This window comes from Sphingomonas ginsenosidivorax, assembly GCF_007995065.1.
Taxonomy (GTDB): domain Bacteria; phylum Pseudomonadota; class Alphaproteobacteria; order Sphingomonadales; family Sphingomonadaceae; genus Sphingomonas; species Sphingomonas ginsenosidivorax.
On the sequence record NZ_VOQR01000001.1, the window covers coordinates 3,058,946 to 3,079,333 of the forward strand.

Sequence of the window (20,388 nt, forward strand, 5' to 3'; positions counted from 1 at the left end):
TCCCCCGCCAGGGGGAGGTGGCGCGCGTAGCGTGACGGAGGGGGCGGTACCGAGAACTGCCGTTTCGTGTCCTCCCCCTCCGTCAGCTTCGCTGCCCCCCCCTGGCGGGGGAGGACAAGGGTGACTCAGCGTTCGCCGCCGAGTGACTCGCGCGCCCGGGCGGTGGCGAGCCACCAGCCGAGCGCCCAGAGCGTGCCGAAGCTCCAGCCTGCCAGCACGTCGCTCGGCCAGTGGACGCCGAGATAGACGCGGCTGCAGCCGATCGCGCCGACCAGCAGGATCGCGACGACGAGCAGATAGGCGCGCGTCGCGCGGTCCGCAGTCACCTGCGAGGCGAGCCCGGCGAGCGTCAGATAGACGATCGCGCTGTTCGCCGAATGCCCGCTGGGGAAGCTCATATGCTTCACGGTGACGAGATGCGCGACGATGTCGGGCCGGGGCCGGCCGATCTGCAGCTTGACCAGTTCGACCACGAGATTGCCGCTGACGCTGGCCGCGACGATCGCCGCGGCGGTCAGCCACAGTCGCTGGACCAGCAGCAGGCCGGCAACGATCACGACGACGATCGTGAGGACGATCCCGCCGCCGAGCGCTGTCACGTCGGCGGCGACTTTCGGCAGCCAGGCGGGGCCGCCCCAGGCGCGCAGGCCCAGGATGATCGAGCGGTCGAACGCGAACGGCCAGTGACCGACCGCGAGCCCGACCAGCAGGATGACGCCGAGCGCGACCGCGGCGACCGAGGCGCCGGTCAGGACCGGCGGGACGTGGCGGCGGGTCATCGGGGCGGCTCCGTATCGAACACATAGGCGGCGCCGGGTACCGCCAGGCTGATCCCGGTGGGCGCGAGCGTGCCGTCGGCGCGAAGATGCAGCACGGTCACGGTCTGCGCCTTCTCGTTGGCGATCACCATGCAGCCCTGGTCCTCGAGCAGAGCGAAGTGGCGGGGATAGTCGCCGCCGGCGGGGGCATGCTGGATCAGCGTGGGTTCGCCGTCGGCAGCGAGCGCGAACACCGCGATGCTGTCATGCCCCCGGTTGGAGACGTAGAGGCGGTCGCCCGCGCGGTTGGCCGCGAGATGCGCGACGATGCTGTCGCCGTGCCAGTCCGCGGGAAGCGTCGATCGCGTGGTGCGGGCAGTAAGGCGGTCGTCGGTCCGGTCGAGCAGGGTCAGCGTATTGGCGAGCTCGCCGACGAGATAGGCGCGGCCGGGCTGGCGCGGGTGGAGCAGCATGTGCCGCGGCCCAGATCCGGGCGGCGCGACGTAGGCGATGCGCGCGGTGCCGAGCCGGCCGTCGACGACCGGATAGGCGAGGACCTGGTCGGTGCCGAGATCGGTCTGGAACAGCCAGCGATCGTCGGGGCTGAACCCGACCCAGTGCGCGTGCGGCGCCTCCTGCCGGTCGGGATTGGGGCCGCGGCCTGTATTGGCGTGGACCTGCGGCGGCGGGAGCGGCAGTCCGTCGTCGTCGAGCCGGAACAGCGAGACGCTGCCGCTGGCGTAGTTCGCGACCGCGAGCGCGGTCTGCGCGTGGTTCAGGGCGACGTGGCAGGGCGCGGCGCCTGCGACCGCCGCACAGGCCAGCCGCTGCCATCCGGATTCGCCCGAACGATAGGCGCCGACTGCGCCCGCATCGCGCTCGTCGACGAGATAATGCAGCCCGAAGCGCGGCGCATACGCCCCGAACGAGGCGTTGAGCGCCGCGGGACAGGCCGCGCCGAGCGTCCAGCCGTCGGCGACGGCATAGACGCCGGCACCCCCACCCCCGGCATAGGTGCCGATGCCCAGTGAAGCTCCGCGAAACGCCGTCATGCCGCGCCCCATGCCACCGACCGGGGAGGATGACGAGACCCGTCCCGGCGTCCTGCCGCTCGCTTTCTCGCTGTCGATCGCGGCGACACCGGATGTTTTTGACCCGGTTTTGAAGCTCAACGGCGTCGGTCGTCGTATATGTAGAAGAGCCGCGGTTTCCTTGTTCCGCGGCTCGGCCCGCCTCTGCCCCCCCGCAGGGGCGGGTCGTAAGGATATCGGGTGCGGCATGTCCTGAAATCGGGCGAGCCGATGACATAATTCTTACAATTGCATTGCACTCGTCCCTTGTCCGCGTATCCTCCCTCGAACGGCCGCAAGAGCCGCTGGAGAGCGTGATGCATCTGATGTTGGACTTCGTGCTCGTGATGGCCGCCGCAGTGCCGCCGGGTGTTCGCTATTTTCGTCGCAGCCGGGTGGCGGACGACTGGGATCCCTATTGATCGCAACCATGGTGTCCGGTTGCGTCGGATCGGCCGCGATGTTTGGTCTAGGCAGCGCCGTCGATCCATGATGTACTGCGAATCGTCGAGCAGGATCACCTGCCGTCGTGGAGAGTGATGCATGGCAAACCCGACCGAAACCGTGTCGAATACGCACCGACTGACCGGCCTGATCAGCGCATCGGTGCTGGTGACGGGATTGTTGCTGATGGCGTTCGTCAGCGGTGCGAGCGAATCCTCGGCCCGGACTTCGGCTACGTCTTCGGCTACGTCGTCGGCCCCGACTGCGGCCGTGCACGCGGTACACTGAGCGCGGAAACCCACGCACGGCGCCCTACCAGGCGACCGTGCCGCCCAGCCTGATCGTCCGCGGTCGTAGCGGGGTGTATTCGCTGCGCATCGCGAGCCCGAACGGGTTGCCGCCGGCGAAGCGGTCCCCCTTGCCGTCGAACAGATTGTCGATCGTCGCCGTCAGTCGGATCCGGTCCCGGGTCCAGGACGCACCGAGATGGGCGACGCCGTAATCCCCCTGCGACACGTCGAGCGGCGCCTGCGTGCCGACCGTCGAGCGGCCGACATAGCGCCATCCCGCGTCGATACCGGCGCTGGAGTCGGTGCCGAGCGTCCAGTCATAGCCGACGCTGCCCGACGCCGCGACACGCGGGGTGTTGGGCACGCTGTCGCCAGGGCGGCGGCTGGGCCCCGAACCGACGGGCACGCGCGTGTCGTTGAGAAACACCGCCGTCGCGAACCGCAGCCCCGACAGCGGGACCCAGTCGAGATTGCCCTCCAGCCCGCGGAACCGTGTGGTGCCGAGATTGGCGGTGTAGGGAAAGCCCAGGCGGTCGACCAGATCCGCCTGGACGTGACGCCAGTCGGTCAGCGACAGCCCGATCGAGCCTGCAAGCCCGATCGGGCCGTGGCGGTCCCGGCGGAGGCCGATCTCGGCAACGCGGATCGTGTCGGGAAGCAGATCGGCGACGCGGCCGACCCCCTGCGCGACGGTGATCCCGCCGGTCCGGAACGCCGACTGGTACCGGGCATAGGCGGCCAGCCGCGGCGCCAGCAGCCACGAGGCGCCGAGCGTCGGATCGAGCCGCGTCGTGCTTCGTCCCCGGATATAGTTGGTGGTGCGCAGGCTGGCGATCGGATCGCCGTCGGTGCGCTGGTGCGTCAACCGCCCGCCCACCGTGATCGTCAGCGCGGGCGACAGCGCGACCCCGGCCTCGCCGAACAGCGCGACGTCGCGCGTCCGGTTGGTGACGCCGACGATGTCGCGCAGCCGATCGGGCCGACCATATTGCCGCGCATAGGCGTCGCGCGCGCGGATCAGCGCGACACCGACCAGCCAGCCCGCGCCGTTCGCCCCGCTGCGCGACAGCCGGGTCTCGTGCGAGAACAAGCGGCTGCGTTCGTCGGTGTCGTAGGCGAGCGGGACGGGCGGCACCGCGGCCTGGCGGCTGGCGTCGAACCGGCTGGCGGCATCGCGGCGGACGAGGCCCGTTGCGGACACCAGATGCAGGCCGTCGTCCCACCGCTTGTCGACGACGACGCGGCCGAGCAGATAGCGCTGGTCGAACGGCTGGGCGAGCACCGACGCGCGCGACAGCCCGCGCATGCTGCGTTCGGCATATTGCAGGTCGGGCGCCGCGATCGATTGCGCGACGAGTCCCGCATCGATCGTCCACCCGTGCGCGGGCGCGGCGCGGAGGTCGAGGCGCCCGCCGGTCGTGGTCGTCCGGTTGACGTCGCGCAGCCCGCGCCGGACATCGTTGATATAGCCGCCTTCCGCGACGTGATAGCCGACCGCGCGCAGGCCGAGCGCACCGTCCAGCAGCGGCAGGTTGACCATGCCCGCCAGGTCGCCGCCCGGATCGCCGTCTTGCGTCGCGCTCGCGCCGGCGGACACGGTCGCCGCGACCGCCGAGAGATCGACCGGCTGCGGCACGAGCCGGACGATGCCGCCGATCGCGCCTGCGCCGTACAGCGTGCCCTGCGGTCCTTCGAGCACCTCGACCTGCTGCATGTCGTAGAGGTTCAGCCCCGGGTCGGGGCCGTTATAGGCGACCGGCACCTCGCCGAAATAGACTGCCGCGGTCGACTGGGTCGGGCCAGTGAAGCTGCTGTCGGCGACGCCGCGGATGAACAGCTTGTTGCGCCCGGTGCCGAGCGCGGTGCCCTGCAGGATCGGGGAGGCGGCGATCGCCTGGTCCATCGTGCTCGCGGGGTCGGCACCGGACAGCCGCGTGGCGCCCGATCGCAGGATGGTGAGCGCGCCGGGGAAGCGAAGCCGGGAGGTCTCGCGCTTGGTCGCGGTCACGACGATCTCGGGCGGCGGGCCCTCGGGCGGCGGGGGTGGCGACGGCGCTATATGACGGACGGCGCGCGCGACCGGACGGCGGACGATCCGGAAGCTGGCGGCATCGACCCGCTGCGCGGTGTACGGCGTGCCCGCGAGCAGCCGGTCGAGCGCCGCGGCGGGGGTCAGCCGGCCCTGTACGCCACGGGTCCGGACACGCGCGAGCCCGGGCTCCGCGCTGCCGATATCGACCCCGGCCTGCTCTGCGAGCACCGCAATCGCACGGTCGAGCGGTGCCGCCGCCACCGCGATGGCGCGTCGCTCCGCCGCCCGTGCCGACGCGGACGGGACGCATGCGAACGCGGTCGCGGCGAGCAGCGAGACGGCGAATCGGAGTCTAGGGACCGGCATGGCCTCCGACGAGCGTCCAGCGCCCGCTCGCCCGTTCGGCCCGGGCACCGATCAGCGCCGCGAAATGCGGGATCATCCGCGCGGGCCCGCCGTTCACCGCGATCGATCCCGTGAACGGCGTGTCGGCGAGTCCCGGTGCGACCGTCAGGGCGGCGCCGGTGCTGCGCTCGAGCGCGGCGGCGACCAGCCGTACCGGGGCCTGGCGGAACACGAGCCGGCCGGTGCGCCAGCTGCCGACGTCGCCCGGCGCGACACCCGACATCCGCGGCGTCTCGCCATCGACATGCGACAGCGCCGCGCCCGCGGTCAGCATGATGCGGTCGCGGTCGGGCTGGAACATCACCGCGCCCTCCGCGACCTGGACGCCGAGATGCGACCCGACGCGCGCGACGTTGAAGACCGTGCCGACATCCTCCAGCCGCATCGTCCCCGAGCGTACGACGAACGGGTGCGCAGGATCGTGGGTGACGCGGAACACCGCCTCGCCGTGCTCCAGCGACACGAGCCGCGATCGGCCCTCGTCGATCGCGAGCCGGGTGCCGCCGTTGAGGTCGATCCGGCTGCCATCGGCGAGCGTCACCGTGCGGCGGACCCCCGCCGGCGTCTCGACGATCCGCATCGCCGCGGTAGCCTGGTCGTCCCACGGCAGCAGCACGCCGGCGACCGCGGCGGCGGCGAGTATGCCCGTCGCGCCCGCCGCGATCCGCCAGCGCCGCGGCGCGGGGCGATCGTCGTTGGCAGCGACCGGAAGCGGCGGGTTGGTCCAGTCGCGCGGGGTCAACGCATCCTGCAACTCGGCATCGGCGATGGCGAGCGCGTCATAGGCGTCCGCGTGCGCGGGGTCGGCCTCCAGCCAGGCGGTGAAGGCGCGCCAGTCGGCGGCGTCCGCAGTCGGCAGGCGCAGGTGCCACGCGACCGCCTGCGCGGCCACGCGGTCGCGGCCTTTGGCCCCGTCGATCGTCTTGCCGGCCCAGTCATCGACCATCGCGCTGGCCCTCCTCAGAACCGAGACGTCCTGCCTGCGGCTTTTCCCCACCAGAAACCGGTCGCTGCATGTGTATTCGGCGATAGGCGCGGTGCAACAGCTTCTCGACGCCGCTGATGCTGATGCCCATCCGCTCGGCGATCACCTTCTGGGGCAGGTCCTCGAACCGGTAGAGGCGGAACGCGGTGGCGACGCGGTCGGGCAGGCCTGCGAGCGTCCGTTCGACCCGGTCGAGGCGTTCGCGCGCGATCAGTGCGCGTTCGGCATCGGGCTGTTCGCCCGCGCCCGCCTGCGCCTGCAGCCAGCCGGTGTCGCGATCGGTGCGGCGTGCAGCCCGGCGGCGGCGATCGACCGCGATGTTGCTCGCCATCCGGCAGAGATAGCCGATCGGTTCGGCGATCGGCCCGCCGGTCACCGTGTCGAGCTTGAGCCAGAGGTCGTGCAGCGCGTCCTCCGCCTCGTCGACGCTGCCGAGCCGCGCGGCCAGCAGCCGCAGCAGCATCGCGCGTTCGGCGAGGAAAACCGCGCGCAGGCCGCCGACCGTCATGCCGGGCGGTCGCGCGCGTCGGTGCGGACCATCGCCGCCAGCGCGACCGCCGCGACGACGCTCTGGAGCAGCGCGTGCCAGCCGGCGCCATCGGTGCCGAGCATCCACAGCAGCAGCGGCAGCGCGGGGTAGAGCGCGAGGCTGGTCACCAGCCCCACGGTCATCGAGCGGCCTGGCAGACCGAGTGCGGTGAGCCCGGCGGCGAGCGGCGCGCTGGCGAGCCCGGCGGCGCGCGCGGTCGCGATCAGGATCAGCAGCATCGTGCCGCCGGCAAAGCTCGCGCCACCCAGCAGCACGAGTAGCCTGTCGCCGCCGATCGCCAGCACGAGCACGATCGGGATCGCCACTGTGAGCGCCACCCCCGCGCTGCGCCAGACGGTGTGGCGCAAGCCCGAAAGGTCGCCGCGCGCCACCTGGGCCGCGAGCACCGCATAGCTCGCCTGGCTGAGCAATGCGGTCGGCTGTGCGAGCAGCGAGGTCGCGCGCTGGGCCAGCGCGAGCAGCCCAGCGGCGGCGGGGCCGAGCAGCCAGCCGACCGTCAGCGGCGCGAGGTTGGGTGCGAGTTCGCGGATCGTGATGTCGAAATTGGTGATCAGCACGAACCGAGTCATGCCGGGCGTGTCGCGCAGCGCCCCGCGCCAGGGACCGCGCAGCGGCTGGTCGGGCGCGAGGCGGCGCCAGGCGACCAGCGCGAGGCCCCACATCGCCAGCCCCTCGGCGATCGCCGCGACCAGCCAGACCGCGATGAACCCGGTCAGCCCGCCGCCCGCAAACCAGATCCCCGTCGCGCCGATCAATCGGATCAATGGCGAGACCGCATGGTGCAGTCCGATCAGGTCGAACCGCCCGGCGATCTGCAACAGCCCCTGCGGCGTCGCGCGGACCGTCGCGATGATCGCGAGGCTGTAAGGGATGGCGATGCGGATCGTGTCGGGCGACCAGCCGAGCCGTGCGCCGACCAGCGGCACGAACGCCGCAGCGACGAGGATGGCGACGAGGCCGCAGGCGAGCTCGACGACCGCCATGCACCGCACGATCCGCGCGAAGCCGGCGCGGTCGCCCGCCTCCAGCGCGAGGCCGCCGAACCGAACGACGCCGTGGAATCCGGAAAACGCGACCACGCTGCCGAGCAGCACCGCATAGGCGTTGACCAGTACGAGCACGCCGTAGTCCGCCGCGCCGAGCCGGTGCGTCACGAGGACGAGATAGACGAGGCTCATCAACCCGGCCGCGACCTTGCCGCCGAGCAGATGCCCGAGATTGGCCAGCACCAGCCGCAGCCCCGAACGGCCGGCGGGGTCGCGATGGTCGCGCGGTGGGGAAAAACGGCGGAGGAACGATGCCATCACGGCCCCTTACGCACCCGCCGTATGGACGACGACCGGAAAGTTCCCGCGATTTGCGCGGATGACAAAATATTTAATGGGGATCGCCGACGGGCTCGACGTCTACCGGCCATGAAGATCGGCTTTCTGTTCAACCACGACCAGGTCCACCAGGTCGCGCACGCCCTTCCCACCGCGCTGGCGATGGTGGAGGGCTATCCCGATTCCGAGATCGTCGTCGCGACGACCAACGACCGGCTGACCGCCGAAGTCCGCCGGCTGTGCGCGCGGCTGAACGTCGCGGTGCCGCTGGTCCAGCTGGGGCTGCGCCGGCCGCTGACGCGGATGCTGGCGGGGGCGCTCGAATGGGGCGTGCCGGTCACCAAGATCGGCGTGTACCGCGACAATCTCGACTTCTTCCGCTCGCTCGACGCGCTGGTGGTCGCCGAGAAGACCTCGCTGCTGCTCAAGACGCGCTACGGGCTCGACGATCTCAAGATCATCCATACGCGCCACGGGGCCGGCGACCGCGCGATCGGCTTCAACCGGCACAGCGCGACGTTCGACCATGTGCTGGTGTCGGGCAGCAAGATCCGCCAGCGGCTGATCAGCGAGGCGGGGGTGGCGCCCGACCGGATGAGCCTGATCGGCTATCCCAAGTTCGACCTGATGCCCGACCCTGCGCCGCGGCTGCCGTTCCAGGCGAACGGGAAGCCCACGGTGCTCTACAACCCGCACCCGTCGCCGCATCTGTCGTCCTGGTACGCGCAGGGGCGCGCGGTGCTCGACCATTTCCTGCACAATGATCGCTACAACCTGATCTTCGCGCCGCACGTCATGCTGTTCCACCGCAAGTTCGTGCTGACGATCGACAAGGTCCGGATCGACCGCGCGGGGACGATCGACCGGCGCTATCACGACGCGCCGAACATCCATATCGACCTGGGCAGCGCGGCGTCCACCGACATGACCTATACCGCGGCGGCGGACCTCTATCTCGGCGACGTCAGCAGCCAGGTGTACGAGTTCCTCCACCGGCCGCGGCCCTGCCTGTTCCTCGACGCGCATGCGACGCGCTGGGAGGGCGATGCGAACTATGCGCATTGGCAGGCGGGCGACGTGATCGCCGATACCGCGCAGCTCGGCGATGCGCTCGACCGCGCGGTGGCGACGCACGACCGCTATCGCCCGGTGCAGCGCGCGCTGTTCCAGCGCAGCTTCGAGCTGACCGCCGAACGCTCCGCGGTCCGTGCCGCACGCGCGGTGATGAGCGTGCTCGGCACCGCCACGCCGAGCGCGCTGCCCGATCGCGAGCCGGAGGCGGCAAGCGCCACGCAGGACTTGCGCGTCGCCTGACGCGACGCGACAAGGCCGGCCATCGCGGCGCCCCCGCACCGCCTTTCCGGGATCGACACGTACCGTGGCTCTACGCAAGGATATCTGGCGCCCCGCCATCGTGATGGCGACCGTCGAGCAGATCGTCGCGCGCGGCACGATCGAGGGGTTCGCGCGCGTCTGGCTGCCGCCGATGGGCAGCTTCCGGTTTCTCGCCGACCCGTTCGGGCTGTGGCGCGACGGGCGGCTGTACGTGTTCGTCGAGACCTATGACTACCGCGTCCGGATCGGCGCGATCGAGGTGCTGGTCTATGATGCCGCGTTCACTTTGGTCGATCGCCGGCCGGTGCTGAACGAGCCCTGGCACCTGTCCTATCCGCTGGTGTTCGAAGCCGAGGGCGAGACGTGGATGCTGCCCGAATCGCATCGGTCGAAGCGGCTGACGCTGTACCGCGCGGTCGACTTTCCGGACCGGTGGGAGGCGGCGCATGTCATCGAGCTCGATCACGTCGCGGTCGATGCCACCCCGGTGTTCCAGGACGGTGTGTGGTGGCTGTTCTACACGTCTGCCGACCGCGAGGCGGACAAGATGAGCGCGCTGCACGTCGCCTTCGCCGAACGCCTCGCAGGGCCGTGGACGCCGCACCCCGCCAACCCGGTCCGCGTCGACGTCGCGAGCGCGCGTCCGGGTGGCCGGGCGGTGACGATCGACGGGCGGATCGTGCTGCCGGTGCAGGATTGCAGCCGCACCTATGGCGGCGCGATCCGGGCGCTGACGATCACGACGCTGACGCGCGACCGGTTCGTCGCGGAGATCGGCGACGCGATCGTCGCGCCGCCGTCGGCGCAGCCGTTCGTCGAGGGGCTCCACACGTTGTCGGCGGCGGGGCCGGTGACGCTGGTGGACATGAAGCGGACCGAATTGTCGCCGCACGGGCTGTCGATCGAAGCGGTACGCGAACTCAGGAAGCTGGGTCGCCGGATCCGAAGCCGCGCATCCGCGCGAGGATAGCGAGCCCCGTCGCGGCGAACCGCTCGGGGCCGAACAGCGCGAGCACGCGCGTGCGTGCCGCCTGCCCCATCTCCGCCAGCCGCGCGGGATCCTCGAGCAGTGCCGACAGCGCCGCCGCGAGGGCTGCGGGATCGCCGGGCGGGACGGTCATGCCGCTTTCGCCCTCGACCACGCTGGCGGAAATCTCGCCGACCGCGGAGGCGACGACCGGCAGCCCGGCCTGCATCGCCTCGTGCACCGCGACGCACAGCCCTTCGGAGCGCGACGGCTGGACGTAGAGGTGGCAGCCGGCGAGGAACGCTCCGGGGTCTTTGGCATAGCCGGCGAAGCGCAGGGTCTCGACGCCGAGGGTTTGCGCCTGGTCTTCGAGTGCGCGCCGCTGCGCGCCGTCGCCGGCGATCACGACCTCGTAGGGCGTGGTCGTCTCGACCAGTGCCAGCGCGGCGACGAGGACGTCATAGCCCTTGACCGTATGAAGGCGGCCGAGGCTGCCGATGCGGACGGGCTGGCCGGGCTGCCAAGGCGTCGCCTGGCGCGCGACAGGATCGGCGCGGAAGATCGACCACTGAGTCAGGCGCTCGGGCGGGACGTGCAACCGGTCGGCGGTGAGGCGGGTCACGGTGGCGGAGTCGCCGACCCAGAGCCGGGATAGTCGCTGCAGGCGGCGCAGGAGGATGCGGTTGGCGGGTTTGAGGGAGGCGGCATGCTGCCAGCTGACGACGGGCCAGCCGCGTCGCAGGGCCACGAGCTGGCCGAGCAGCGTGGCGCGCGTCAGCGAGGTCCAGAGATGCGTCGGCGCCCAGTCGCGCAGCGTCGCGTCGAGCCAGCGCAGCGCGGCGAGGTGGTCGGTTTCGCCGCCGTCCCGGACGCGGACGTCGATCCCAGCGGCGCGCATTGCCGGCTCGCCGCGACGGTCGCGCGGGGTGAGCGCGAACACCGCGACCTCGGCGCCGCCTTGCCGCAGCACGTCGAGGATCGCGGGGACGGGCGACGCCGCACCGCCGCCTTCGACCGAGTTGATGACATAGGCGATCCGCATCGGGCGTGCGGTCATCGCCGCAGCCGATCGAACAGCGCGAGATAGGCGGCGGCGACCGCGCCGATCCGGTGCTGCGCGACCGAAGCCGCGAGGCGCGCCGGATCCGGCGCCGGCTGCGCGAGCATCGTCGCGATCGCGTGCGACAGCGCCGCCGTGTCGCCTAACGGGACGACGATCCCGGCCCCGTCGGCGAGCAGACGCGTGGCGGGGGTGCAGTCGGTCGCGACCACCGGTCGCCCGGCTGCAAGCGCCTCGACCAGGACCGCCGGGAACCCCTCGAAATCGGACGACAGCACGAGCAGCCGCGCCGCGTCGAGCGCGGGACGGATATCTGGGACATAGCCTGCCAGGGTGACCCGGTCGGCGAGGCCGAGCGTCTCGCTCTGCCGTCGCAAGGTGTCCGCTTGCGGTCCGTCGCCGACGATCACCAGCCGGGCGGCGTCTTCGGGCAGCGTGGCAAACGCCGCGATCAGCCGCGCGAAGCCCTTTTCGGGGACCAGCCGCCCTGCCGCGAGGACGACCGGCGGGCGGGTGTCGGGAACGGGCAGCGGCGGCGCCACGGCGTCGTCGAGCGCGGGCAGCGCGATCACGCTGGCGACGTCGCGCCGCAGGATCCGGTTCGCCTGGTCGCGCGCGACGTCGGACAGTGCGACGACCGCATCGGCCCGGCGCAGCAGGTACCGCATCCGTGTCTCGAACGCCCATTGCCGCCATCGGCCACGTTGCGGCTTGTCGAGCGCGGCGCTGACCTGCGCGAGGACGGCGATGCCGCGGCCGCCGAGCGCGGCGGCGACCGGCCAGTGGAAATTGCCGGGCGCGTACACGCCGTCGAACCGCCGCCGGTCGACGAACGTGCGCGTTGCGAGCGCCAGCCTGCGGCGAGACCCGCGCGCGCGGGGGATCGGCGGATCGGCGACGACGATCTCGACCTGCGAGCCGGCGAGCGCGCGCAACGGACCGGACCCGGACCCGGCGAAGATGGTGACGGAAGCTCCCTGCCCCGCCATCGCGGCGGCGAGGCGGACGGCGACCCGCTCGGTACCGCCCAATGCGAAGTCGTGGAGGACGACCAGGATCGACGGGGGCGGACGCATGGCCGGCGGTTAGCCGCGCCGTCGCCGGGACGCCAATCTTATCGTCTGGGAATGGTGGGCCCATCGGGACTCGAACCCGAGACCTACAGATTAAAAGTCCGTTGCTCTACCAACTGAGCTATGGGCCCCACCGTGCGCCGCACCTAGGTGCGCGGTCGCGGTCGGTCAACCTTCGCGGCGAGGTGGCGTATCGTTTCGCCGGTTCGGGGGTCGCGCCAGTGCGGTGCGATGGTCGCCAGCGGGTGGAGGACGAAGCCGCGGTCGCGGTAGGCGGCATGCGGGACCGTCAGGCCCGGCGAGGTCCAGACTCCGCCCGACCAGAGGATGATGTCGAGATCGATGACGCGGCTGCCCCAGCGTCGACCGCGGCGGCGGCCGAAGGCGCGTTCGATTCGCTTCAGCCGGATCAGCAGCGCGGCGGGGTCCTCGGTGGTCTCGATCAACGCGACGGCGTTGGCGTAGCGGCGCAGCGAGGGGCCGAGCGGCGCGCTGGCGATGATCGGCGAGACCGCGACGACTCCGCCGACCGCGGTCAGCGCGGCGCGGATCGTCGCGGGGGGCGCGCCGTGGCTGCTCCAGCGGTTCGAGCCGAGCGCGATTGCGTAGCGGGGCGCGTAGAGGACCGCGTCGCCGGTCACTCCGCGCTTTGAGATGCGTATCGGGGCGCTTGTCGGGACCATGCCGTCCGCCTACCGCACGCCGATGGACTTCGCACCCTCTTCCCCCGACGCAGTGATGCCCGACCCGCAACCCGTTCCGGCGCCGCTGCCGCTGCCCGACAGCGAGCCACCACGCGACTGCCCGTTATGCCCGCGGCTGGTCGCGGCGCGCGAAGAACTGCGCGCGGAATTCCCGCACTGGTGGAACGCCCCCGTCCCCGCGTTCGGCGATCCCGAGGCGTGGCTCGGCATCGTCGGGCTGGCACCGGGCAAGCACGGCGCCAACCGGACGGGACGCGTCTTTACCGGCGATTCGAACGGATCGGTGCTGTACGACGCGCTCGCCGCGGTCGGCATGGCGACCGGCACCTATGCCAACACGCCGCCCGACGACGTGACGCTGCACGGTGCGATCCTGATCGACGCGGTGCGCTGCATGCCGCCGCAGGGCAAGCCCACGCCCGAAGAGCTCCGCACCTGCCGCCCGTTCCTCGAGACGCAGGCGGATGCGGTGCCGAGCGCACGCGTGTGGATCGCGCTGGGGCCGGTCGCGCACCAGTCGGCGGTGAAGATGCTCGGCGGACGGTTGCCCAAGGCGCGGTTCGCGCATGGCGCGGAGCACCGCATGCCCGACGGGCGCGTGCTGATCGACAGCCACGCCTGTTCGCGCCACAATTTGACCACCGGCGTGCTGACGGCGGAGATGTTCGCCGCGGTGTTCGCACGGGCGCTGGAGCTGCGCGAGGGCTGATCCTCCCCCGCCAGGGGGAGGTGGCGCCGAAGGCGGCGGAGGGGGAGGACACACAACAGATGTCGCCCTTTCCGCCCCCTCCGTCAGGCTGCGCCTGCCACCTCCCCCTGGCGGGGGAGGATGACGGGGATCAGATGTCCTGGACCAGCCGCCCGTACAGGTCCGGGCGGCGATCGCGGAAGAAGCCGAACGCGGCGCGGTGACGCTTGACGATGGCGAGGTCGATCGTCGCGGTGATCACGCCTTCGTCCTCGCGGCCCAGCTCGGCGAGGATGTCGCCGCGCTCGTCGGTGATGAAGCTGGTGCCGTAGAAGGTCTGGCCGTGCTCGACGCCGACGCGATTCGCGGCGACCACGGGGACGACGTTCGACACTGCATGGCCGACCATCGCACGGCGCCATAGGCGCGCCGTGTCGAGCGAGGTGTCATGCGGCTCGCTGCCGATCGCGGTCGGGTAGAAGAGGACTTCCGCGCCCATCAGCATCATCGCGCGCGCGGTCTCCGGGTACCATTGGTCCCAGCAGACGCCGACGCCGAGCTTGCCGGCGGGATGCGGCCAGACCTTGAACCCGGTGTTGCCGGGGCGGAAGTAGAATTTTTCCTCGTAGCCCGGCCCGTCGGGGATGTGGCTCTTGCGGTAGACGCCCTGGATTTCGCCGTCGGGGCCGATCATCGCGAGGCTGTTGTAATGATGCGGGCCGTCGGCTTCGAAGAAGCTGGTCGGGATCGTGACCTTGAGCGCCTCGGCCAGCGCCTGCATCGCGAGCACCGCCTTGTGCTCGCCGACCGGGGCGGCGTTGGCGAACAGGCCCTCGTCCTCGACGCGGCAGAAATATTCGCCCTCGAAGAGTTCGGGCGGCAGGATCACCTGCGCGCCGCGCGACGCCGCCTCGCGGACGAGCCGCGAAATGTGCGCGATGTTCTTGTCGATGTCGGGGGTGAAGCCCGCCTGGATGGCGGCGACGGTGATCTGGGTCATGGGCGCGTACATAAGGAGGGATGACGCCGAGTGCGAGCCCTCTCCCCTCCCTGGAAGGGAGGGGTTGGGGGTGGGTTGGTCTCGTGGGAATGCTGCGCCTGCCCCAAGCCGACCCACCCCCGGCCCCTCCCTTTCAGGGAGGGGAGCAGAAGCTACCCCGGGATCTGCTGCGAGATGCAGTGGAAGCTGCCGCCGCCGGTCAGGATGTGGTCGGCGCGCTGGCCCACCACCTGGCGGTCGGGGAAGATCGCCTGGATCGCCGCCACCGCGGCCGCGTCGTTCTCCGCGCCGTAGAGCGGCACGACGACGGCGGCGTTGCCGATGTAGAAGTTCATGTAGCTGGCGGGGACGACCTCGTCGTCGCGCAGTACGCGGCCGGGGGACGGCAGGCCGACGACCTCGAGCCCGGCGGCCTCGGCATCGCGACGCGCGTGCTGGTAGACCAGCCAATTGGGATCGTTCTCGGTCGCCTCGGGAATCGCGACGCGGCCCGCACCGACGAAGCGCGCGAGATTGTCGACATGGCCGTCGGTATGGTCGTTGAGCAGGCCGTCGCCGAGCCACACGATCTGCGTGAAACCGAGATCGTCGCGCAGCCGCTGGGCGATCTCCGCCTCGGTCAGCGTAGGGTTGCGGTTGTCGTTGAGCAGGCACTGCCGGGTGGTCACGACCACGCCGGTGCCGTCGCCGTCGATCGCGCCGCCCTCGAGCACCCAGTCGCAGGCGTGGACCGCAAGGTCGCGCGTGTCGGCGAGGCGGCGGCCGATGCTGTCGTCGCCGGGCAGGTCGTATTTGCCGCCCCAGCCGTTGAACTCGAAGTCGCGCGCGCTGCCGTCGCCGGCGATGATCGGCGCGGTGTCGCGCAGCCAGATGTCGCCGAACGGTTCGACGACGACCTGTGCGAACGGCGCGAGCCGCTCGGCGACGGTGCCCGCCTCGGCATCCGCGGCGACGAGGATCACGGTCTCGCCCTTGCCTCCGGCATGGACCGCGCGCGCGAAGGCAACGACCTCCTCGCGGGCGGGATCGAGATCCTCGAGCCAGAGCTCGGCGTGGCTGGGGAAACCGATCCAGACGGCCTGGTGATGCGCCCATTCGGCTGCAGGGGGTTTGGGCGGGAATATCGTCACTTACTTGGCTCCTGCGCGATCACGGTCGCGGATGGCGCGGAATTCCGCGGTCTTGTACCAGTTTGGCCAGAGCCCCGTATCGTCGGCGAGCTTGCGACCCAAGCCATAATAGATGGTGAGGTCCTGAACCGCGCCCGACCAGTTCCAGTTGGCGTCATACTGGTCCTGCGGCTTGTGATAGCGGTGCGCGACATAGTCCTCGCGCGCGGCATGGCCCGCCGCGGTGCCGCCTGTAACGAGGTCCTCGCCGCTGCCACCGTCGAGCATCGGCACGCCGAGTTTCGCGAAGCTGAAATGGTCCGAGCGGTAATAGCTGCCGCGTTCGGGGTTCGCCTCGGTCCCGATCACGCGGCCCTGCGCGGTGACGAAGGGCTTGGCCAGGTCCTCGATCTCGGACTTGCCCGCGCCGACCAGCACGAAGTCCTTTGCGGGGCCGATGATGTTGAGCCCGTCCATGTTGACGCCGCCCACCGTGCGCGCGAGCGGGTAGATCGGGTGTTCGGCGTAATAGCGCGATCCGAGCAGCCCCGATTCCTCCGCGGTCACCGCCATGAACGCGATCGAGCGCTTCGCGGGGCCGGCCTTGGCCTGCGCCTCGGCGAGCGCGACGAGCCCGGCAACGCCGCTCGCATTGTCGAGCGCGCCGTTGCAGATGTCGTCGCCGTCGACCGCGTCGCAGCGGCCGAGATGGTCCCAGTGCGCGGTGTAGAGCACGGTATCGGCGGGTGCGGTGGTGCCGGGCAGCACGCCGATGACGTTCTTCGACGCCTGGCGGCGGATGCTGTTGTCGAACGAGGCGCTCATCTTCAGCCCGAGCGGGACGGCCTTGAAACCCTTGACCTTGGCGGATGCGGCGAGGGCCGCGTAATCCTTGCCCGCGCTGGCGAAGACGCGCTCGGCGGCGGGCCGCTGCATCCAGCCGATCACCTGGCTCTGGTCGAGATGGTCGCCCTTCTCGTCGAGCTCCAGCTGCGGGCCGGTCCAGGACGACTGGACGACCGCCCAGGGATAGGCGGCGGGCTCGGTGTCGTGGACGATGATCGCGGCGGAGGCACCGTGCTTGGCGGCGTTCTCGAACTTGTACGGCCAGCGCCCGTACCAGGTCATCGCGCGGCCCTCGAACGGGCCCTCGCGCGTCATGGTCTGCCAGTCGGGGTCGTTGATCAGGATGACGACGGTCTTGCCGCGCACGTCGACGCCGGCATAGTCGTCCCAGCCCTGCTCCGGCGCGGTGACGCCGTAACCGACGAACACGACGTCGCTGTTCGCGACCGCCGATTTGGGGGCCACGCGGTAGGTGCCTGCGACCATGTCGGTGCGATAGGCGAGGCTGACGGGGGCCTTGCCGCCGGTGAAGACATAGGGCGCGACGTTGCCCGCGGTGATCTCGACCATCGGGACGTCCTGCGTCCACAAGCCCTTGTTGCCCGGCTTCAGCCCCGCCGCCTGGAAGCGCTTGACGATGTACGCGACGGTCTTGTCCTCGGCGGGCGTGGTCGGCGCGCGGCCCTCATAGGCGTCGGACGACAGCTCCTGCGTGACCGATTTCAGCGTGTCGACGGAGATGGCGGGCGCGGCCGCCGATCGGGTCTGGGCGGCAAGCGGGATGGGCAGGATCAGGGCGGCAAGCATGAGGCTACGCATCGGCGGTCTCCGGTCGGATGATGCGCTCTTTTCGCATCGGGATTCGCACTTGTCCACGAACCGGAACGAGAACCGATCGAAGCGATTGCAAGCGGCGCGCGCTGCGATACTGTCCGCAGGGGATTGAAAACAGGGGGATTCAGTGAGGGTTAGATCTTGGTTGGCGCCGGCTGCGTTGTTGCTGGCGACCGCGATGACGATCGTCGTGACGGACGGCGCGCAGGCCGCGGAGCCGAGCGACGCGGCGAAGCGGTTCGGGGCACGCGACAATGTGATCGGGGTCACGATATCCCCCGACGGCAAGTCGCTGGCGGTGATCCAGCCGACCGCGGGGCGCGGGGCGGTGCTGTCGGTCGTCGCGATGGACGGCAGTACGGGTCTGAAGCCGATCCTGCGGTCGAGCGGCAATCCGGAGCGGCTGCAATATTGCCGCTGGTCGACCAACACGCGGCTGGTGTGCGGGCTGTACGTGATCGACCAGATCGGAACGTCCTTCTACGGCTTTACCCGGCTGTTCTCGCTCAATTCGGACGGCAGCGACCAGAAGCTGCTGAGCGCACGCGCCAACCAATATTCGCTCGGCATCGCGCTGGGCGGCGGCGGCGTGATCGACTGGCTGGGCGAGAAGGGCGACGGCAGCGCGCTGATGCAGCGCTATGTCTTGCCCGAGATGACGACCGGGCACCTGACCGCGCAGACGAGCGAAGGCCTGGCGGTCGAACGGGTCGACACCCGTACGCTCGAGCGGACGATGGTCGAGCAACCGCGCGGCGGGGTCGCGGGGTACATCACCGACGGGCGCGGCGTGGTGCGGATCATGGCGCGGCGCCCGACCACCACGCTCGGGCAGAGCAAGGACCGGTACGATTTCCTCTATCGCCGCAAGGGCAGCCGCGAATGGCTGCCGCTGACGACGGTGACCGTGTCGGGCGGGCGCGCCAAGGGGTTCGAGCCCGAGGCGGTCGATCCCGATCTCGACGTCGTCTACGGGCTGGATTCCTCCGGCGGCCGGATCGGCGTGTACAGCATCGCGCTTGACGGCAGCATGACCAAGAAACTCGTGTTCGAACGCCCCGACGCAGACGTCGACCAGCTCGTGCAGGTCGGCCGGCAGAGCCGGGTAGTGGGAGCCAGCTGGGTCACCGACAAGCGCGAGACCGCGATGTTCGATCCGCCGCTGAAGAGCTTCGCCACCTCGCTGTCCAAGGCGTTGCCCGGCGCACCGCTGGCGAGCTTCGTCGATGCGAGCGCGGACGAACAGAAGCTGGTGATGTTCGCGGGCGCCGATACCGATCCCGGGCGCTTCTACCTGTTCGACAGGGCGAGCAAGAAGCTGGCGGAGATCCTGCCGATCCGTCCGCAGCTGGCGAGCGTGAAGCTGGCGAGCGTCAAGCCGATCAGTTTCCCGGCCGCCGACGGCACGATGGTCCCGGGCTATCTGACGCTGCCGCCGGGCAGCGACGGCAAGGGGCTGCCCGCGATCGTCCTGCCGCATGGTGGCCCATGGGCGCGCGACGAGTGGAATTTCGACTGGCTGCCGCAGTTCTTCGCCAATCGCGGCTATGCGGTGCTGCAGCCCAATTACCGCGGATCGACAGGCTATGGCGACAGCTGGTTCCAGCAGAACGGGTTCCGGTCGTGGAAGACAGCGGTCGGAGACATCGACGATGGCGGCCGCTGGCTGGTGAAACAGGGCATCGCCGACCCTGCCAAGATGGCGATCGTCGGCTGGTCCTATGGCGGCTATGCGGCGCTGCAGTCGGGCGCGGTCGACCCCACCCTGTTCAAGGCGATCGTCGCGGTCGCGCCGGTCACCGATTTCGAGATGCTGCGCGAGGAATGGAAGGGCGATTCATCGCCGGCCTCGCTCGACCAGACGTTCGGGACACGCGTGACCGCCGAGGAGGGATCGCCCGCGCGGCATGCCGACCGGTTCGCGGCGCCCGTGCTGCTGTTCCACGGCGACCGCGACCAGAACGTCTCGATCCGGGAGAGCCAGTTGATGGCGTCGCGGCTGCGCGGGGCGGGCAAGCCGGTGCAGTTCGTCGAATATAAGGGGCTGGACCACCAGCTCGACGACGACGCCGCGCGGACCGACCTGCTCGACAAGACGGACGTGTTCCTTCGGACGACGATGAAGATGTAAGGGGAAAATGTAGGCAGATACGAAAAAGGGCGGCCCCGCGAGGGACCGCCCTTTTTTGTCTTGGACCGCGCCGCGGCGAAGCCGCGTCGTCGGACGGTGCTGGTGCACCGCCGGCCGGTCTCGCTCTCGCTCGACTTAACGCGAGTAGAATTCGACGACGAGGTTCGGTTCCATCTTCACCGGATAGGGCACCTCGTCGAGCGTGGGCACGCGCGTGAAGGTGATCTTGGCGGCGCCGTCGGGCGAGACGTAATCGGGGATCTCGCGCTCGGCGAGCGTCTGTGCCTCGAGCACCAGCGCCATTTCCTGCGCCTTCGAACCCAGCGTGATCTCGTCGCCGACGAAGCAGCGACGCGAGGCGACGTTGCACTTCACGCCGTTGACGCGGATGTGGCCGTGCGAAACGATCTGGCGGGCCGCGAAGATCGTCGGCGCGAACTTGGCGCGGTAGACGAGCATGTCGAGACGCTGCTCGAGCAGGCCGATCAGGTTCTGGCTGGTATCGCCCTTCATCCGGGCTGCCTCGAAATAGCAGGCGCGGAACTGCTTCTCGGTCACGTCGCCGTAGTAGCCCTTGAGCTTCTGCTTGGCGCGCAGCTGGATGCCGAAGTCGCTGACCTTGCCCTTGCGGCGCTGGCCGTGCTGGCCGGGGCCGTATTCACGCTTGTTGACCGGGCTCTTGGGGCGACCCCAGATGTTCTCGCCCATGCGACGGTCGAGTTTGTACTTCGCGCTTTGACGCTTCGACATAGATAATCCTTGCAGTAGCCTGTGACGAACCC

The 20,388-nt window shown here is 70.4% G+C and carries 18 protein-coding genes and 1 tRNA gene; 5 read left to right on the forward strand and 14 right to left on the reverse strand.

Going from position 1 to position 20,388, the window contains the following annotated elements:
* Positions 1-125: 125 nt before the first annotated feature.
* Complete coding sequence (locus FSB78_RS13875; protein ID WP_147083199.1) at positions 126-779, reverse strand: phosphatase PAP2 family protein; 654 nt, start codon at positions 777-779, stop codon at positions 126-128.
* The gene (locus tag FSB78_RS13880) at positions 776-1,810 is read right to left on the reverse strand and encodes a lactonase family protein (protein ID WP_147083200.1); all 1,035 of its coding nucleotides are present in this window, start codon (positions 1,808-1,810) and stop codon (positions 776-778) included. The genes FSB78_RS13875 and FSB78_RS13880 overlap by 4 nt, the downstream gene beginning before the upstream one ends.
* 561 nt (positions 1,811-2,371) lie before the next feature.
* On the opposite strand from FSB78_RS13880, the gene FSB78_RS13885 reads away from it, so the two are divergent.
* Positions 2,372-2,560, forward strand: coding sequence for a hypothetical protein (locus FSB78_RS13885; RefSeq protein ID WP_147083201.1), 189 nt, complete (start codon positions 2,372-2,374; stop codon positions 2,558-2,560).
* A gap of 24 nt (positions 2,561-2,584) precedes the next feature.
* Here FSB78_RS13885 and FSB78_RS13890 read toward each other — a convergent pair whose 3' ends face one another.
* From FSB78_RS13890 to FSB78_RS13905, 4 genes are read right to left on the reverse strand one after another with little or no spacing between them, the layout of a single operon-like run.
* Entirely contained in the window at positions 2,585-4,960 is a 2,376-nt protein-coding gene (locus tag FSB78_RS13890) for a TonB-dependent receptor (protein ID WP_147083202.1), read from the reverse strand.
* Positions 4,947-5,945 carry a FecR family protein gene (locus tag FSB78_RS13895; RefSeq protein ID WP_147083203.1) on the reverse strand — a complete coding sequence of 333 codons (999 nt, stop codon included), beginning with the start codon at positions 5,943-5,945 and terminating at the stop codon, positions 4,947-4,949. The genes FSB78_RS13890 and FSB78_RS13895 overlap by 14 nt, the downstream gene beginning before the upstream one ends.
* Entirely contained in the window at positions 5,935-6,492 is a 558-nt protein-coding gene (locus tag FSB78_RS13900; RefSeq protein ID WP_242008286.1) for an RNA polymerase sigma factor, read from the reverse strand. Before FSB78_RS13900 ends, FSB78_RS13895 begins: the two co-directional genes overlap by 11 nt.
* Positions 6,489-7,838: a lipopolysaccharide biosynthesis protein gene (locus FSB78_RS13905; RefSeq protein ID WP_242008288.1), complete on the reverse strand. Its 1,350-nt coding sequence runs from the start codon at positions 7,836-7,838 to the stop codon at positions 6,489-6,491. The genes FSB78_RS13900 and FSB78_RS13905 overlap by 4 nt, the downstream gene beginning before the upstream one ends.
* A 111-nt stretch (positions 7,839-7,949) precedes the next feature.
* On the opposite strand from FSB78_RS13905, the gene FSB78_RS13910 reads away from it, so the two are divergent.
* Together FSB78_RS13910 and FSB78_RS13915 are read left to right on the forward strand one after the other, a co-directional pair.
* Entirely contained in the window at positions 7,950-9,173 is a 1,224-nt protein-coding gene (locus FSB78_RS13910; RefSeq protein WP_147083204.1) for a hypothetical protein, read from the forward strand.
* A 64-nt stretch (positions 9,174-9,237) separates the two neighbouring features.
* Positions 9,238-10,164 carry a glucosamine inositolphosphorylceramide transferase family protein gene (locus FSB78_RS13915; protein WP_147083205.1) on the forward strand — a complete coding sequence of 309 codons (927 nt, stop codon included), beginning with the start codon at positions 9,238-9,240 and terminating at the stop codon, positions 10,162-10,164.
* On the opposite strand, the gene FSB78_RS13920 is transcribed toward FSB78_RS13915, so the two are convergent.
* The 4 genes from FSB78_RS13920 to folK all read right to left on the reverse strand — a co-directional run bounded on the left by FSB78_RS13920 (position 10,115) and on the right by folK (position 12,935).
* Complete coding sequence (locus FSB78_RS13920) at positions 10,115-11,218, reverse strand: glycosyltransferase (RefSeq protein ID WP_242008290.1); 1,104 nt, start codon at positions 11,216-11,218, stop codon at positions 10,115-10,117. The two genes, FSB78_RS13915 and FSB78_RS13920, sit on opposite strands and share 50 nt — an antisense overlap.
* Positions 11,215-12,297, reverse strand: coding sequence for a glycosyltransferase (locus FSB78_RS13925; protein ID WP_147083206.1), 1,083 nt, complete (start codon positions 12,295-12,297; stop codon positions 11,215-11,217). Before FSB78_RS13925 ends, FSB78_RS13920 begins: the two co-directional genes overlap by 4 nt.
* 52 nt (positions 12,298-12,349) lie before the next feature.
* Positions 12,350-12,425, reverse strand: a tRNA-Lys gene (locus FSB78_RS13930).
* A 15-nt stretch (positions 12,426-12,440) separates the two neighbouring features.
* Complete coding sequence (gene folK, locus FSB78_RS13935; RefSeq protein ID WP_242008292.1) at positions 12,441-12,935, reverse strand: 2-amino-4-hydroxy-6-hydroxymethyldihydropteridine diphosphokinase; 495 nt, start codon at positions 12,933-12,935, stop codon at positions 12,441-12,443.
* Between the two features lie 97 nt (positions 12,936-13,032).
* On the opposite strand from folK, the gene FSB78_RS13940 reads away from it, so the two are divergent.
* Complete coding sequence (locus FSB78_RS13940; RefSeq protein WP_147084218.1) at positions 13,033-13,707, forward strand: uracil-DNA glycosylase; 675 nt, start codon at positions 13,033-13,035, stop codon at positions 13,705-13,707.
* Positions 13,708-13,837: 130 nt separating this feature from the next.
* Here the strand turns inward: FSB78_RS13940 and aguB are convergent, their stop codons facing one another.
* From aguB to FSB78_RS13955, 3 genes are all read right to left on the reverse strand, one after another.
* Positions 13,838-14,686: an N-carbamoylputrescine amidase gene (gene aguB / locus FSB78_RS13945; RefSeq protein WP_147083208.1), complete on the reverse strand. Its 849-nt coding sequence runs from the start codon at positions 14,684-14,686 to the stop codon at positions 13,838-13,840.
* Between the two features lie 152 nt (positions 14,687-14,838).
* Positions 14,839-15,810, reverse strand: coding sequence for an agmatine deiminase family protein (locus FSB78_RS13950; protein ID WP_147084219.1), 972 nt, complete (start codon positions 15,808-15,810; stop codon positions 14,839-14,841).
* 6 nt (positions 15,811-15,816) lie between these two features.
* Positions 15,817-17,460: a M28 family metallopeptidase gene (locus FSB78_RS13955; RefSeq protein WP_147083209.1), complete on the reverse strand. Its 1,644-nt coding sequence runs from the start codon at positions 17,458-17,460 to the stop codon at positions 15,817-15,819.
* Positions 17,461-17,602: 142 nt separating this feature from the next.
* Here FSB78_RS13955 and FSB78_RS13960 point away from each other — a divergent pair, with 142 nt between their 5' ends.
* On the forward strand, positions 17,603-19,606 hold the full coding sequence (locus tag FSB78_RS13960; protein WP_242008294.1) for an alpha/beta hydrolase family protein: 2,004 nt from the start codon (positions 17,603-17,605) through the stop codon (positions 19,604-19,606).
* A gap of 135 nt (positions 19,607-19,741) precedes the next feature.
* Here the strand turns inward: FSB78_RS13960 and rpsD are convergent, their stop codons facing one another.
* The gene (gene rpsD, locus FSB78_RS13965; protein WP_147083210.1) at positions 19,742-20,356 is read right to left on the reverse strand and encodes a 30S ribosomal protein S4; all 615 of its coding nucleotides are present in this window, start codon (positions 20,354-20,356) and stop codon (positions 19,742-19,744) included.
* Positions 20,357-20,388 lie beyond the last annotated feature (32 nt).

Excerpts from the sequence above, each read along its gene's own strand:
- FSB78_RS13875 (WP_147083199.1), bottom strand. The coding sequence starts at position 779 with ATGACCCGCCGCCACGTCCCGCCGGTCCTGACCGGCGCCTCGGTCGCC.
- FSB78_RS13880 (WP_147083200.1), bottom strand. The coding sequence starts at position 1,810 with ATGACGGCGTTTCGCGGAGCTTCACTGGGCATCGGCACCTATGCCGGG.
- FSB78_RS13885 (WP_147083201.1), top strand. The coding sequence starts at position 2,372 with ATGGCAAACCCGACCGAAACCGTGTCGAATACGCACCGACTGACCGGC.
- FSB78_RS13890 (WP_147083202.1), bottom strand. The coding sequence starts at position 4,960 with ATGCCGGTCCCTAGACTCCGATTCGCCGTCTCGCTGCTCGCCGCGACC.
- FSB78_RS13895 (WP_147083203.1), bottom strand. The coding sequence starts at position 5,945 with ATGGTCGATGACTGGGCCGGCAAGACGATCGACGGGGCCAAAGGCCGC.
- FSB78_RS13900 (WP_242008286.1), bottom strand. The coding sequence starts at position 6,492 with ATGACGGTCGGCGGCCTGCGCGCGGTTTTCCTCGCCGAACGCGCGATG.
- FSB78_RS13905 (WP_242008288.1), bottom strand. The coding sequence starts at position 7,838 with ATGGCATCGTTCCTCCGCCGTTTTTCCCCACCGCGCGACCATCGCGAC.
- FSB78_RS13910 (WP_147083204.1), top strand. The coding sequence starts at position 7,950 with ATGAAGATCGGCTTTCTGTTCAACCACGACCAGGTCCACCAGGTCGCG.
- FSB78_RS13920 (WP_242008290.1), bottom strand. The coding sequence starts at position 11,218 with ATGACCGCACGCCCGATGCGGATCGCCTATGTCATCAACTCGGTCGAA.
- FSB78_RS13925 (WP_147083206.1), bottom strand. The coding sequence starts at position 12,297 with ATGCGTCCGCCCCCGTCGATCCTGGTCGTCCTCCACGACTTCGCATTG.
- FSB78_RS13940 (WP_147084218.1), top strand. The coding sequence starts at position 13,033 with ATGCCCGACCCGCAACCCGTTCCGGCGCCGCTGCCGCTGCCCGACAGC.
- aguB (WP_147083208.1), bottom strand. The coding sequence starts at position 14,686 with ATGACCCAGATCACCGTCGCCGCCATCCAGGCGGGCTTCACCCCCGAC.
- FSB78_RS13955 (WP_147083209.1), bottom strand. The coding sequence starts at position 17,460 with ATGCGTAGCCTCATGCTTGCCGCCCTGATCCTGCCCATCCCGCTTGCC.
- rpsD (WP_147083210.1), bottom strand. The coding sequence starts at position 20,356 with ATGTCGAAGCGTCAAAGCGCGAAGTACAAACTCGACCGTCGCATGGGC.